We start from the raw sequence: 14318 nt of genomic DNA, 5'->3' as shown, positions 1-14318 counted from the left end.
CTGAAACGAACTTGATGCGAAATTAGTTATCTCTTTTTATTTATTGGCTGTGTATTTGTTAACAATTTAAAGTAATGTTTTCAACTTCCAGTTCTAATTGGAATTAAAGTCACAAAATCAATAATTACTACAGTTATAAATTCGGATTATTAATAACAAAAATGTTTTTATTAAAAATTGTATTAGTTAAATTACTTACGCTCAAATTGAAATCATATACAACCATTATAAGATACCGGTGTCATATTCCGTTAATATCACATTCTGGTTATTTAAACTCATTATTTAAAATAAGGTCATGATGAAAAAGAGCAAAATCATTTCAAACCTTGATCAGACAGAGGTCCGTGATTTTGATCTCGCCAGTCCTGAACATCGCATTGGTGCCTTACAGGCAATTATCGACAATGTGTGCAAGCAATTTGAGCGTTCAGCACGCCAGTCTTTTCATCACCTGTTGCGCCACCCTGTCGAGTTTAGTTTCGATCAGCAGGACACTTTAAAATTACAAGATTATTTACAACAACTTAAAAAGCCATCCTTGTATCGTGAGTTTACGGTTAGCCCGCATGATTTACACGGCGCGGTCTCCATTGATGGTGAATTGTTGTTTTTCATGGTTGATCTTTTTTTTGGCGGCAGCGGTAATAACAACCGCCGCAGCAATGAGATGAGTGATACAGAGCTACGTCTTGTCGAACGCTTTTTCAATCAGGCACTAGAACAATTTGCACATGGTTGGCACAGCATTACCAGCTGGGACAGCCAATTAACCGAAAAGAATACGCTTCGGCTCGGCAACCCGATGCAAAATAATCAGCTGTATCAGGTTTGCCGTTTTACCATTGATGTTTGCGGTCATAAAGGTTGGTTTGATATCGCCTTACCTTTTGCCGGATTAGATTTTTTACGCGATCAACAATGTAAACCCGCAGACGTTGAAACCGATCCGGAACTTCAGGCTAAGATTCAAAGCAAAATTTGCCAGACCCCTATGCGGTTAACCACCACGTTATGCGAACGAAACTTAGCTCTTGGCAAAGTAATGGATTTAAAGGCGGGTGATGTTATTCCGGTTGAACTGCCTGGTGAAGTCACCGTAAGAGCCGGAAAAACGTCATTATTTACAGCACGAATTGCCGAAAACAATGCAAGTTTAGTGCTTCAAATTAAAAGTATTATCAAGCAGTAGCAGGAACCGACATGTCTGAACAAAACAATGATTTGAGTCTTGACCTTGATGATTTGGATCTAGGTAACTTGGGCCAAGATCAAGTGCCCGGAGTCCAAACTACATCATCGCAAGACATGAGCTTCATTCGTAATATTCCGGTGAACTTAACCCTTGAAGTCGCAAGTACCGAGTTAATGGTCGGCGATTTAATGAATGTTGGTTTGGGTACGGTCATTGAGTTAGATAAAATCAGTGGTGAGGCGATGGATGTCAAAGTGAATGGCACCCTGCTCGGCCACGCCGAAGTGGTTATTGTGAATAATAAATACGGCCTGCGTTTAGTCGATGTGGTTGATGATAACGACATGCTAAAAGGGTTAACCAAGTAATGCGCCTGCTTGGGATATTGCTGGCATTCCTGTTTATCAGTCACCCGGCAATCGCACAAGACCTCCCGCTTTTAACCATCAATGGACCAAATGGCCAGGAGGAATATAGCGTCAAGCTGCAAATATTCCTGCTGATGACTGCGCTGGCATTTTTACCCGCCATGTTATTGATGGTCACCAGTTTTACCCGCATCATCATTGTACTTGGTATCTTGCGCCAGGCGATGGGCCTGCAGCAAAGTCCCCCGAACCGGGTACTGATCGGCATTGCACTGACATTATCACTGTTTATTATGCGGCCGGTGATCTACGACATTTACGACCATGCCGTTATCCCTTACCAGCAAGGTGAAATGACGATGTTTGAGGCCGCTAAAGTTGGCGAAAAACCATTGCGTCAATTTATGCTGCAGCAGACCCGGGAAACCGATTTAGAACAAATTTTGCGTATTGCCGATGAACCGGCTCCAGACAGTGTTGATGATCTGGACTTCTTGATCGTAATGCCTGCCTTTATTCTGAGTGAATTAAAAACGGCGTTCCAAATTGGCTTTATGTTATTCATTCCCTTTTTAATCATCGATATGGTCGTTGCCAGCGTCTTGATGGCGATGGGTATGATGATGCTATCGCCCTTGATTATTTCATTGCCGTTTAAGCTAATGGTGTTTGTGATGGTCGATGGTTGGTCGATGACCGTGGGGACATTAAGTGCGAGCTTTGGCTAATTATGAATTCTGAATTTGTCGCGACGTTTTTTGGTGAAGCGTTAATGATCATCGTCAGCATGGTTTGTGTCTTGATTATACCAAGCCTGCTGGTTGGCTTGGTGGTCAGTATTTTCCAGGCTGCGACCCAGATTAATGAACAGACCCTTAGTTTTCTGCCCCGCCTGCTGATGACTTTTGCCATGCTCGGCTTTGCAGGGCCGTGGTTGTTGCGCACGTTAAGCGATCTTTTCTCGCGCTTATTTTTAAACATCCCACACCTGATCGGCTAATACATGCTTGATGTTTCAGCAGCTCAGCTTACCGCTTGGCTAGGCCAAATCTGGTGGCCATTTTTCCGCCTGGGTGCAGCCATGCTAATGATGCCAGTATTTGGTGGATCAACCATTCCTGTTCAGGTTCGGGTCGGACTGGCGTTTTGCATTAGCCTTCTCGCGGCCCCCCTGATGCCCCCCATGCCAAGTGTTGACCCCTTATCGCTGGATGCATTAATACTGGGTGCCCAGCAAATGATTATTGGCGGCATCATGGGACTAATGCTGGAATTACTCTTTGCCGTTTTTACCACCATGGGGCAGATCTTATCGATGCAGATGGGATTGGGTATGGCAATGAGCAATGACCCGATAAATGGCGTTAGCATTCCAACACTCGGTAAATACTATCAGCTCTACATCTTGCTGTTGTTTCTCGCGCTAGATGGTCATTTAGTGGCGCTCGATGTAGTGGTGCAAAGCTTTAAAGTGTGGCCCGTTGGCGAAATGCCGAGCCAAGATGCCCTGTATTCAGTGGTAATGCGCTTAGGTTGGCTGATTGCGGCCGCCTTTCTATTGGCACTTCCTGCTGTATGCGCGATGCTACTGGTTAACGGTGCTTTCGGTATGATGAACCGCGCCGCCCCACAGCTCAATGTTTTTGCACTCGGTTTTCCGATGACCATGCTGCTCGGTCTGATGTGCCTGCTGATTACCACTTCAAGTATTCCGGAAAACTTCACTCGATTATGCAGTGAAACATTGTCCATGATGGCGAATTTGGAGGCACCTCAACCATGAGTGAGAATAGCAGCCAGGACAAAACCGAACAGCCCAGTCAGCAGAAGCTTCGTAAAGCCCGCGAGGAAGGAAACCTTCCCCGCTCAAAAGAGTTGGTCACGGCCCTGATGACTTTAGGTGCAGCATTATTGTTAAGTGCCTTTTCCAGCGATTTGGCGCATATGTTCGACGAAATCGCCACCTTAAATATGGCGCTTCCCAAAAAAGCTGCGTTCGAACCCGAGTTCATGCTGGAGCATTTGTCATTCAGTTTAACATCGATGATTTTTACCATTAGCCCCATTTTCGGGCTGCTGTTAATGATCACGATTTTGGCTAACATTATTCGTGGCGGCTGGAATGTTTCTGTCACTGCCGCCCAACCCAAACTCTCAAAACTGAACCCTCTGTCGGGGATCAAAAGAATGTTTTCCATCAAATCGCTCGCCGAATTGGTCAAAAGTATTCTAAAAGTCAGCCTGATTGGCGGCACCCTGTATTGGTTGCTGGGCAACCACCTTCCCCAAATAATTACCCTGCAACGCTTGCCGCTGACCGAAGCGATTTTGCAAACGGTCGACATTTTATGGCAGGGCCTATTTAGTTTTGGCTTAGCGCTGCTGTTAATTGCGGTATTAGAGTTGCCATACGCAGGGTGGGACTACACCAAGCAACTCAAAATGACCAAGCAAGAAGTGAAAGAAGAACATAAAAACAGCGAAGGTAAGCCCGAGGTCAAAGCTAAAATCAGGCAGCTACAGCAACAAATGTCACAACGGCAAATGCACAAAACCGTGCCGCAGGCGGATGTGGTGATCACCAACCCGACCCATTATGCCATTGCTTTAAAATACGATTTAGATAAAGCCAGCGCCCCTTTTGTTTTGGCAAAAGCTACCGATCAGATGGCACTGGAGATGCGGCAAATTGCCCGCCAGCACAACCGTCCGATCGTCGAAATTCCGGCTCTGACACGTGCCGTTTATTACTCGACGAATGAATGGCAGGAAATCCCAGCCCCTTTATATGTCGCCGTTGCCCATATACTGACTTTTGTCTTTCAAATGGAACAGTACAAGCAAGGTCGACAACCTAGTAAACCTGAATTCCCACAGGTCTCTATTCCCAAAGAATTGCGCCGCTAATTGGAACTGAGCATCAATGAAACAGAAACTCGCCCCACTACTACCGCTATTAGCCAGAGGACAACTGGGGATCCCATTGATCCTGATGATCATCCTGGCGATGATCATGCTGCCTATCCCGCCGCTGGTGCTGGATATGTTGTTTACCTTCAATATCGTCCTGTCGCTGCTCGTTATGCTGGTCAGCGTATACAGTAAGCGATCGCTTGATTTCTCGGCATTCCCGAGCATCTTGCTGGTTGCCACCTTGCTGCGCCTGGCACTGAACGTCGCTTCTACCCGGGTGGTATTGCTGAACGGTCAGGACGGGGGGGATGCTGCAGGTAAAGTGATCCAAGCCTTCGGTGATGTCGTGATCGGCGGTAACTATGTTGTCGGTATGGTGGTCTTTGTCATCTTGATCATCATTAACTTTGTGGTGGTGACCAAAGGTGGCGAGCGTATTTCCGAAGTAAGTGCCCGCTTTACCCTTGATGCGATGCCGGGCAAACAGATGGCTATCGATGCGGATTTAAATGCCGGGATTATCGATCACCTTCAAGCTAAGCAGCGCCGGGCAGATGTCGCACAGGAAGCCGATTTCTATGGCTCGATGGACGGTGCATCAAAGTTTGTTCGAGGGGATGCCGTTGCCGGGATGCTGATCCTGTTTATTAACATCATCGGTGGTATCAGCATCGGTGTGTTCGAGTACGGGCTCTCATTTTCTGATGCCTTCCAAACCTATGCGTTATTAACCATTGGTGATGGTCTTGTCGCCCAGATCCCGTCACTGCTATTGGCAACAGCGGCGGCAATCATTGTTACCCGAGTCACTGACAGTAACAATCTGTCACAGCAAATCAGCAAGCAGATGCTGGCATCGCCAGTCGTGCTGTTTGTGGTGGCCGGAATCATGTTGGTACTGGGTCTGATCCCGGGCATGCCCCATCTCGCCTTCTTATGCTTTTCTGCCGCCATCGCTTTTACTGCCTGGCGAATGACAAAAATCGATCACTCGACAACAAATGACGACGACTTAGCGCGCGCCGAAGAGATTGTTGAGCAGCACGACCAACCCGAAAACAAAGAACTGATTGTTAGTGATATTCCGCTCATCCATGCCTTGAGCTTAAATGTCGGTTTTCGCTTAGTCAGCTTAATTGATCGCCGTCAGGGGGCTGAGCTGCTCAGCCGCTTGGTGGGTATCCGTAAAACATTGACCGAACAGCGTGGCTTTGTGATCCCGCAGATTCATGTCAAAGATGACCTTGCGTTAGAAGCCAGCCAGTACCAAATTGCCGTTAGGGGCGCGACGATTGTCCAGGCCGAGCTTGAAATGGATCGCCTGCTGGCCATTAACCCCGGCCAGGTGTATGGCAATGTTGATGGTATTCTCACCAAAGACCCGGCTTATGGTATGGAAGCGGTGTGGATTGCGGCACAAGAAAAAGACAAAGCAGTCAATCTCGGCTATACCGTGGTTGATCACGCGACCATTATCTCGACCCATGTCAGCAAGGTGATTAACGATTACATTGAAGACATCCTTAGCCCCGAACAAGTCGCGGGGATTATTGAACGCCTGGGGACCCTGAACAGTAAGTTAGCCGACGATCTGCAACAAAAATTATCCCCTCAGCAATTATTGCGCGTATTCCGCCAGTTAACTGTTGACGGCGTGTCACTGTCTGACATCGTCAGTATTGCCAACTCACTGGTCGAGTCAGCAGAGCTTTCCAAAGACCCGATCCTATTAGCTGCCGACGTGCGTTGTATTTTACGCCGAGTGCTGCTCAATAATTTAATTGGCATGAAAACCGAAGTCCCGGCAGTCACCCTTTCTTCGGAATTGGAAAACATGCTACTGGGGGCATTAAGCCAGGCACAATCAGGTGGACACGTACAGTTAGACGGTTTTGCCTTAGAGCCGACTGTGATCGATAAATTACAACGCAGCTTGCCAGAAGTATTAGACAACATGCGCCTTAATGGCCACACGCCAATCTTATTGGTACTGCCACAATTACGACCGTTGCTGGCCCGTTATTCAAGGGTATGTGCGCGAGGCTTACAGGTCTTATCGTTTAATGAAATTCCTGATGACAGAGGTGTGGCTGTGGTGGGTAATATGGGCTAGCCTCCGCCTCTGCCCCCAATCAACTGATATATAAAAAAGTCAAAACGCCGACATGGTTTATTCTCTAATCATGTCGGCGTTTTTTATACCTATTACTATCACACCTTATCTTTATGCTTATCTCGCGAATGCTGATTGAGCAACGCTCTCAGCTTTAACGGTTTTACCGGTTTACTGATAAAGCTGAAGCCATGCCCGCGGATCGTCTGCAGGGTTTCACGGGTCCGGTCAGCACTGATCACTGCGCCCTTAAAGGTGGAGCCTAACCGCAGGCTGCACTGCTGCAAAACCTGCAAACCGGTCTGCCCTTTTGCCAGATGATAGTCACTAAGGACAAACTCAGGACACCAGCCATCTTCCAGTTGCTGTATTGCCCCCACTACATTTTCTGCTAACCGCACGTCACACCCCCAGCGAGTTAGCAAGTTTTCCATTCCCAGCAAAATGTCCGGCTCGTTATCCACACACAGCACTTTGACCCCGGCCAGTGGCGCGGCTTTCTCGACAACTGACTGGAACTGGGCCCCATCATCTTGATGCGCGACCACCCCACGGCGTACAGATAAAGCAAACACGGTTCCCTGTCCCGGCCATGACCGAAGTGACAAAGGATGATCCAGCACCCGGCTAATGCCTCGGGCGATCGCCAAACCAAGTCCTAAACCATGATCGATACCACTGCGTTCTATTCGGGTAAACTCCTCAAAAATATGAGCTTGTTTCTCTTTCGGAATGCCCGGACCGTTATCCCACACTTCAATCTGAAGTTTATCTTTGATCCGCCTGACACCCAGCACCACCTTACCTTTCGGGTTATAGCGAAAAGCATTAGTGAGGAAGTTCTGCAGTGCCCGGCGCAGTAATTTAGGATCGGAAATAACCACCGCATCACTGTTTACCACTTCAAAGTGAATATGTTGCTGTTTCGCGAGCGCACTGAACTCTGCACTTAAGATAGAAAGCACATCCCTGATCGGGAACGGGTGGACATTGACCTGCAGCTTGCCGGCCTCCAGTCTGGAAACATCGAGCAAATCACCAATCAGCTCTTCTGCCGCCCCCAGCGCACTTTCGATATGGCGTGATAATTTGACTGTCTCTTCCCCCTTGGCCACTTCGCTTAACGACGATGAAAACAAGCGCGCAGCATTGAGCGGCTGCATCAAATCATGACTGACGGCCGCCAGAAAACGACTTTTCGACTGCGCCTGCTGTTCGGCCTGCTGAGTCGCCGACACCAGACGCTGGTTCAACTGTTCCAGCTCCCGGGTACGCTGTTGAACACGCGCTTCCAGGTTTTCATTGGCATCTTTCAGGGCTTTTTCCGCTTTGATAAATTCGGTGATATCCGTAAAGCTCATCACAAACCCGCCACCGGGCATTGGGTTACCCTGCACTTCAATGACCCGGCCATCAGGACGAGGGCGCGATGAGGTATGTGCCGTTCCGCGCTGAAGGTGTTCAACCCGCTTGGCCACATGTTTCTCGGGATCTCCCGGGCCGCACAATCCCTCTCTGGCATTATGCCGGATCACATCAGCAATCGGCCGTCCAGCCTGTATCAACCCGGACGGGAAAGTAAACAGCTCCAAATAACGCTGGTTCCATGCCACCAGCCGCAACTGCTTGTCGACCACCGCGATCCCCTGGCTGATGTGCTCGATCGCGCCTTGCAGCAGGCCCCGGCTGAAATCAAACAACTCAGAGGCTTCATCGACAATGGTCGCCACTTCTTCCAGCTGCATGTTGCGCCCTTGCAGGGCAGACGTTAATACCAGCCGGGCCGAGGATGATCCGAATACCCCGGCCAGTACCCGCTCGGTATGACGGATCATCGCCGCTGAGGCTTGCTGTTGCGGCAATAAAGGATCCTGATGCTGCTCGGCGAACTGGCGAAAGGCCTGACGTACTCGCTTACGGCCGACAAAACGCGCCGCCAGTATTTCCAGTTCAGCCACGGTTACCCGGGTCTGGTACAGGCTGGCATTGCCCGTTTCCGGCAACGGTGCCCCGACAAACGCGGCGGCCTGTAATCGCTCCGTCAGTGACGAGCGAGTCATCAGCGAAACGGAGATATACAGAGCCATATTGGCCACCATACTGAGCAGCATGCCCCAGTCAACCGACGACAGTTGATCTAACAGCGGCCATTGCGGCGGACTTAACAACCATAGCAACAGGTTGGTGTCCGCGGTACCCGCCAGCAGCCCGGTTTGCGCCATCATGGTGATCACCCAGATAGCAGAGCCACTCAGCAGACCGGCATAGACCCCCTTGCGGTTGCCTTGCCGCCAGTAGATACCGCCTAATAGTGCCGGGGTAAACTGCGCAATCGCAGCAAAGGACAATAAGCCAATGCCTGACAGTGAGGGAATATTATCGAGTACCAGATAAAAGCCCCACGCGGCAAAGAGTAAAAGCAAAATCAAGGCCCGCCGCACATTCAGCAATAACCCGGAAAATGCACTGAAATTGCGACCGGGCACCCGCATGCGCCGGAGTAGCAACGGCAATACCAGATCATTCGACACCATGATCGCCAGCGCAATCGTCGATACAATCACCATGCCACTGGCTGCCGAGGTTCCCCCCAAAAAGGCCAGCAACGCAATACTGCCGGCACCTTGCTGCAATGGCAGATTGATCACATAGGTATCGGCAGAAATGTGCGGCATGAATGCCTGCCCGGCCAGCGCCAGCGGCACCACGAAAGCCCCCATCAACAGCAAATAGAGCGGAAATACCCAGCGCGCCTTATGCAGATCCTGCGCCCGGTTATTCTCAACCACCGTCGTATGAAACTGCCGCGGCAAACAAATGATCGCCGCCATGGTCAGCATGGTGTGGATGAGCAAACTGCCGATATTCGGCGATGTCGGCGGCCAATACGTCTCTTTAACCCACCGAAAATCCGGCAGCTCAAACAACAAGCTGACCGCAAACATCCCGACAATTAAAAAGGCCGCCAGCTTTACTAAGGATTCAAACGCCACCGCCATCATCATGCCACGATGGTGTTCTGTGGTATCAATATGGCGGGTACCAAACAAGACGGTAAAAGCGGCTAAAGCCAGGGTTACTAACCATGCGGTATCCATCTCTTCGAGGCCAATATCTCGACCAAGATCCGGCGAGATCTGCTCCAGCCCCATGGTGATGCCCCGTAGCTGCAGTGCGATATAGGGCAGAATACCAACCACCGCAATAATGGTCACCAGTACCGCCAATCCCTGAGACTTGCCATAGCGCGCGGCAATAAAGTCGGCAATGGAGGTGATGTGCTCCCGTTTGGCAATTAAGATCAGCCGGGCCAAGATGCGCCAGCCAACCGTGAAAACAATCATCGGAGCAAGGTAGATAGGAAGAAAGGACCAGATATTCTGGCTGGCCTGGCCGACCGTGCCATAGAATGTCCAGGAGGTGCAGTAAACGGCGATTGATAAGCTATATATCCAGGGGCGATACCCCGCCATCCATTGCGGTTTTTTATCGCCATACCAGGCGATAAAAAACAACAGCCCAAGATAGGCCAATGAGACCGGCACGACAATCCATCCCTGCGCCATGTTACTTCCCTGACAGTGTTAACGATACGTTAACCCATACTAACCAATCTGGTTAAGGACACCAATCAGGATAGATCACAGTTCTTTCTGTGCCGATCTACAAAGTCGTCATATTAAGACTCGATTACCGCTTTATGTGAATCCTGGCTTTTTTGGGGGGCTGGATTCTGCGATGAAAGATGAGCGCTGCCGTGTGGTTTGGCTTCAATCTTCATCAACAGCACAGGAATCGCCATCGCGGCCATCAACCAGAATAAATTCGCTCCCCACAGGCCATACAGCCAGCCACTTAATGCCGTCATTAAGGCCATAAACGCCCCCAACGGCAAGGCATTATACAGCGCCTGCAGGGCGACCATTTGGTTGCTTTTGGCATGCTGGATATAACGAATAGCCGCTAAATGGGCGGCAGCAAACGTAATACCGTGCATCGCTTGCGCGACCACCAATAAAGGTAGCTCGGTCATCGTTGCCGTTACCCCCCAGCGTAGCAACACCCCCATCGCCGCCAAACGGAACATACCGCTGACACTCCAACCGGCAAAAATACGCTTACTCAGGGCAAAAACCCCAACTTCAGCAACGACACTGAAGCTCCACAAATAACCGATGATCGCTTCGCTATAACCCACATCTTTCCAGTAAATCGCACTAAAACTGTAATAAGCGGCATGGCTGCCCTGCAATAAAGCAACGATGAACAGAAAGCGCATCACACTGCTGTCTTTTAGCATATCCATTAGCGCCGGGCGCGGCAGATCATGGTGTTCATCTTCACGAGGGGCAATCACGGGTGTACGCATCGACAGCACTAACGCCACCGCTAATCCTGAAATCGCCACCCAAGGGATCACATTGGCACCGTATTCAGCCGCCAGAATACCGACAACAGTCGATCCGGCAATGAACGCTATCGATCCCCATAAGCGAGTGCGGCCGTAGTCTAAGTGACCGTCTTTGGCGTAATGATTCGCTAAAGCATCCGAAATAGGGATCACCGGACCTGCGGCCAGGTTAAATAAAATGGTCACCGCAGTAAGGGCCCACAAACTGCCACCACAGAAGATGTATAAAACACATCCAATCAGCCCCGCCAACGTAAACCAACGCAATGCCGGAATTAAATGTTCTACTTTATGGATACGCGGAGTCAGCACCAGGTTCGCTAGACAACGCACCCCAAAACCCAGCCCTAATAGCAAGCCAATATCAGAAGCATCGACCCCTAAATGGGCGAACCATAACGCCCAGAATGGTAGATAGACACCATAAGTGAAGAAAAAACCCAACAAATATTGCGAGGTCCAGCCATAAGGACTACTACGAAACATGCTAATTCCTAAATGCATAGCGAGGAGAAAGAGCCGACATTATGCCCAATCGGAACCCACAAGCCTACGGATTAATCAGACAAATCAGCCAGCCCTTCTTGTATGAGCCAGAATGCGATGACAGCGACGATACCCAAATCATTTCAAAATACAGAATTGAGCCGGGATTGAGGTTAGTTGGGTATAGACTAAAGTCGTCTGGAGCTTGCCGGCAAGTTAAGCGAGACTGTCGGTAGGAACAAACAGACTGCGCGACGGGGAGTAAGATGCCTGATAAGTTAGACACCTCACTGACACCATTTGATCGCCTTTATCCTGAGCAGCAACAGGTACTGAAAGATGCGCTGGATGTGGCTTATTTTCGGATCGGCGAAAAAATAATCCGGGCCGGAGAAATCTGCAGCCAGCTATTCATCATCATCAAAGGCGGTGTCGAGGAGATCTCCACCGACGGCAAGGAAACTTATGCCCACTATGCCCGTGACGATATGTTCGATGTCCGCGCTCAGCTGGAAAGTGAAAGCCGTCATCACTATATCGCGCTGGAAGATACTCTGTGCTACCTACTGCCAAGAGAGATTTTTGTCAATTTTTACCAGTCTAATGCCCAGTTCGCGGCTTATTTCGATACCAATCTCGCGCGTCGTCAGGACCTGATTGAAGAAGCACAGCGTCAGCAGAACCTGGCCGAATTTATTCTTACCAAAATCGATGCCGATAACATCCAGCCTTGTCTGATGGTGCCACGTGACGCCAGCCTGAAAACCGTCACGGAAAAAATGCGCGCACAGGGTTTCGATGCTGCTCTGGTTGAGCTCAACCCTAGCCCGCAATACGGTATTGTGACCCGCACGGATTTGCTCCACGCCGTTATGCTGGAACAGCAACCTTCAGATACCGCCGTCAGTCACGTCACCACCACACCGGTGATCAGTGTGAATAAAGGCGACTTTCTGTTCAATGCCATGATTGCCATGACCCGGCATAAGGTGAAGCGGGTACAGGTACTGGACAGCGGGCAGGTCGTCGGCATGCTGGATCTGACCCAGGTACTGAGCTTGTTCTCGACCCACTCACATGTACTGACGTTGCGCATTGCCCGGGCCGATAATATTGCAGAATTATCCCTCGCTGCCGACAGTCAGCAGCGGCTGGTGGAAACCCTGTTCAATAACGGAATTCATACCCTGTTCGTGATGGAGCTGATCGCCACCGTCAACGAGCAGATCATCGAAAAAGCCTTTCAGCTGATTGTACCGGCCGATATGCACAACCTCTGCTGCCTGATGGTCATGGGATCAGAAGGACGGGGAGAGCAGATCCTGAAAACCGATCAGGATAACGCCTTAATCATACAGGATGGCGTTAACTGGCCGGATTGTCCGCGGGTCATGGAACAACTGACCCAAACGTTACAACAACTGGGTTATCCGCTCTGTCCCGGCAACGTCATGGTCAACAACCCCAAGTGGGTTAAAACACAAAGTGAGTGGTTACACACCATCAGCCAGTGCTGCCAGCAGGGAACAGAAGCCAGCATGATGGATCTGGCAATTCTGGCGGATAGCCATGCGGTTGCCGGCAATCAGGCTTTACTGGCTCCACTGCAAATCCACCTGCATCAGCAACTGGCAGAAAAAGAATTGTTACTGTCGACCTTTACCCGCCCGGCACTCAGGTTCAGTGTCCCCCTCACCTTGTTTGGCAAGATCAAATCCGGCAAACAAGGTGTCGATATTAAGCGCGGCGGTATCTTTCCCATCGTTCACGGCGTTCGTGCTTTGGCGCTGGAATACGCCATCAAAGACAACAATACCTTCGATCGCATCAACCGGCTAGAACAGCACAAAGTGCTGGAATCTATTACGGCATCGAATTTAAGTGAAGCCTTAAAGCTGTTCATTAAAATACGTCTGCGCCAGCAACTGAATCATCAAGCCGGCGGGCAAAACCAGCCGCTGAATATCAGCCATCTCAGCCGCACCGAGCGTGACTTGCTGCGCCACAGCCTTCATGTTGTGAAAAAATTTAAAGAGTGGCTCGGCTATCACTATCAGATCAGAGATTAGGGAGAGAGTAGCGAGAAGCTAGTAGCTAGAACCTGGAGCCTAGAGCCTAGAGCCTAGAGACTAGAACCTCGGCACTCGAAACGACCATATGAATGTATTAAGACGTTACTGGTATCGGCGTAAATTAAAACACAGCCCCTACCATGATCTGTTCCATCGTTATCAGGGCGATGAGCTGGTCTCGCTCGATTGTGAAACCACCAGCTTAGATCCCCATCGCGCGGAATTGGTCACCATGGCGGCCACCCGAATAAAAGACAATCGAATATTAACCAGCCAGTCGATCCATTTAACTCTGCGTGCACCTGACAGCCTGAATGCTGACTCTGTGGCCATTCATCGTATCCGCCACCAGGATTTACAAGCGGGACTAGAAGCGCGTCAGGCCTTAACAACCTTACTGGGGTTTATCGGTAACCGCCCTTTAGTGGGCTACCATATCCGTTATGACAAGACCATTCTGGATCGCTACTACCTACGCCTGTTCGGCTTTGCGCTACCAAACAAAATGGTCGAAGTCAGCCATCTTTACCATGATCGCCTAGAGCGACTGTTGCCCAATGCCTATTACGATTTAAGCCTGGAAGCGATTAGTCGCCACCTTGGTCTGCCAATTTCCCAGCGCCATGACGCCCTGGAAGATTCCATTACCGCGGCATTGATTTATGTCCGGCTTAAATACGGTGATATCCCTATGCTCAGATCGGCATAATACAAGCCTTGCCAAGTGCAAGGTTTTTAATGTAACAGCTATGTAACGCCA

Annotated in this window: 11 protein-coding genes; 9 read left to right on the top strand and 2 right to left on the bottom strand. The window is 49.8% G+C overall.

The features are described 5' to 3' along the window. Nucleotides 1–298 precede the first annotated feature (298 nt). The 7 genes from C9I89_RS17610 to flhA are packed head-to-tail and all read left to right on the top strand — an operon-like array spanning nucleotide 299 to nucleotide 6589. Entirely contained in the window at nucleotides 299–1192 is an 894-nt protein-coding gene (locus C9I89_RS17610) for a flagellar motor switch protein FliM (protein WP_170107730.1), read from the top strand. Nucleotides 1193–1203: 11 nt separating this feature from the next. After that, the gene (gene fliN / locus C9I89_RS17605; protein ID WP_107284627.1) at nucleotides 1204–1563 is read left to right on the top strand and encodes a flagellar motor switch protein FliN; all 360 of its coding nucleotides are present in this window, start codon (nucleotides 1204–1206) and stop codon (nucleotides 1561–1563) included. Further along, nucleotides 1563–2291, top strand: coding sequence for a flagellar type III secretion system pore protein FliP (gene fliP, locus C9I89_RS17600; protein ID WP_107284626.1), 729 nt, complete (start codon nucleotides 1563–1565; stop codon nucleotides 2289–2291). Before fliN ends, fliP begins: the two co-directional genes overlap by 1 nt. 2 nt (nucleotides 2292–2293) lie before the next feature. After that, nucleotides 2294–2563 carry a flagellar biosynthesis protein FliQ gene (gene fliQ, locus C9I89_RS17595; RefSeq protein WP_107284625.1) on the top strand — a complete coding sequence of 90 codons (270 nt, stop codon included), beginning with the start codon at nucleotides 2294–2296 and terminating at the stop codon, nucleotides 2561–2563. A gap of 3 nt (nucleotides 2564–2566) precedes the next feature. Beyond that, nucleotides 2567–3346 carry a flagellar biosynthetic protein FliR gene (gene fliR / locus C9I89_RS17590; protein ID WP_107284624.1) on the top strand — a complete coding sequence of 260 codons (780 nt, stop codon included), beginning with the start codon at nucleotides 2567–2569 and terminating at the stop codon, nucleotides 3344–3346. Next, nucleotides 3343–4470, top strand: a complete 1128-nt coding sequence (gene flhB, locus C9I89_RS17585; RefSeq protein WP_107284623.1) for a flagellar biosynthesis protein FlhB — start codon at nucleotides 3343–3345, stop codon at nucleotides 4468–4470. The genes fliR and flhB overlap by 4 nt, the downstream gene beginning before the upstream one ends. 16 nt (nucleotides 4471–4486) lie before the next feature. Further along, nucleotides 4487–6589, top strand: coding sequence for a flagellar biosynthesis protein FlhA (gene flhA / locus C9I89_RS17580; RefSeq protein ID WP_107284622.1), 2103 nt, complete (start codon nucleotides 4487–4489; stop codon nucleotides 6587–6589). A 98-nt stretch (nucleotides 6590–6687) separates the two neighbouring features. Here flhA and C9I89_RS17575 read toward each other — a convergent pair whose 3' ends face one another. Both C9I89_RS17575 and C9I89_RS17570 read right to left on the bottom strand, forming a co-directional pair. Beyond that, the gene (locus C9I89_RS17575) at nucleotides 6688–10155 is read right to left on the bottom strand and encodes a PAS domain-containing hybrid sensor histidine kinase/response regulator (protein WP_107284621.1); all 3468 of its coding nucleotides are present in this window, start codon (nucleotides 10153–10155) and stop codon (nucleotides 6688–6690) included. A gap of 113 nt (nucleotides 10156–10268) precedes the next feature. Next, nucleotides 10269–11486: a 3-phenylpropionate MFS transporter gene (locus C9I89_RS17570; RefSeq protein ID WP_107284620.1), complete on the bottom strand. Its 1218-nt coding sequence runs from the start codon at nucleotides 11484–11486 to the stop codon at nucleotides 10269–10271. A 266-nt stretch (nucleotides 11487–11752) separates the two neighbouring features. Here C9I89_RS17570 and C9I89_RS17565 point away from each other — a divergent pair, with 266 nt between their 5' ends. Both C9I89_RS17565 and C9I89_RS17560 read left to right on the top strand, forming a co-directional pair. Continuing rightward, complete coding sequence (locus tag C9I89_RS17565; protein WP_107284619.1) at nucleotides 11753–13555, top strand: DUF294 nucleotidyltransferase-like domain-containing protein; 1803 nt, start codon at nucleotides 11753–11755, stop codon at nucleotides 13553–13555. 88 nt (nucleotides 13556–13643) lie between these two features. Continuing rightward, nucleotides 13644–14267, top strand: coding sequence for a 3'-5' exonuclease (locus tag C9I89_RS17560; protein ID WP_107284618.1), 624 nt, complete (start codon nucleotides 13644–13646; stop codon nucleotides 14265–14267). Nucleotides 14268–14318 lie beyond the last annotated feature (51 nt).

The sequence above is a fragment of the Photobacterium lipolyticum genome, assembly GCF_003026475.1.
GTDB lineage: Bacteria > Pseudomonadota > Gammaproteobacteria > Enterobacterales > Vibrionaceae > Photobacterium > Photobacterium lipolyticum.
Note: the sequence above shows the minus strand (reverse complement) of the source record. Positions and strands in the feature narration are given on the sequence as shown.

Coding starts and splice junctions, on each gene's coding strand:
- fliQ (WP_107284625.1), top strand. CDS start 2,294: ATGAATTCTGAATTTGTCGCGACGTTTTTTGGTGAAGCGTTAATGATC.
- flhB (WP_107284623.1), top strand. CDS start 3,343: ATGAGTGAGAATAGCAGCCAGGACAAAACCGAACAGCCCAGTCAGCAG.
- C9I89_RS17610 (WP_170107730.1), top strand. CDS start 299: ATGATGAAAAAGAGCAAAATCATTTCAAACCTTGATCAGACAGAGGTC.
- fliN (WP_107284627.1), top strand. CDS start 1,204: ATGTCTGAACAAAACAATGATTTGAGTCTTGACCTTGATGATTTGGAT.
- C9I89_RS17560 (WP_107284618.1), top strand. CDS start 13,644: ATGAATGTATTAAGACGTTACTGGTATCGGCGTAAATTAAAACACAGC.
- fliP (WP_107284626.1), top strand. CDS start 1,563: ATGCGCCTGCTTGGGATATTGCTGGCATTCCTGTTTATCAGTCACCCG.
- C9I89_RS17565 (WP_107284619.1), top strand. CDS start 11,753: ATGCCTGATAAGTTAGACACCTCACTGACACCATTTGATCGCCTTTAT.
- flhA (WP_107284622.1), top strand. CDS start 4,487: ATGAAACAGAAACTCGCCCCACTACTACCGCTATTAGCCAGAGGACAA.
- fliR (WP_107284624.1), top strand. CDS start 2,567: ATGCTTGATGTTTCAGCAGCTCAGCTTACCGCTTGGCTAGGCCAAATC.
- C9I89_RS17570 (WP_107284620.1), bottom strand. CDS start 11,486: ATGTTTCGTAGTAGTCCTTATGGCTGGACCTCGCAATATTTGTTGGGT.
- C9I89_RS17575 (WP_107284621.1), bottom strand. CDS start 10,155: ATGGCGCAGGGATGGATTGTCGTGCCGGTCTCATTGGCCTATCTTGGG.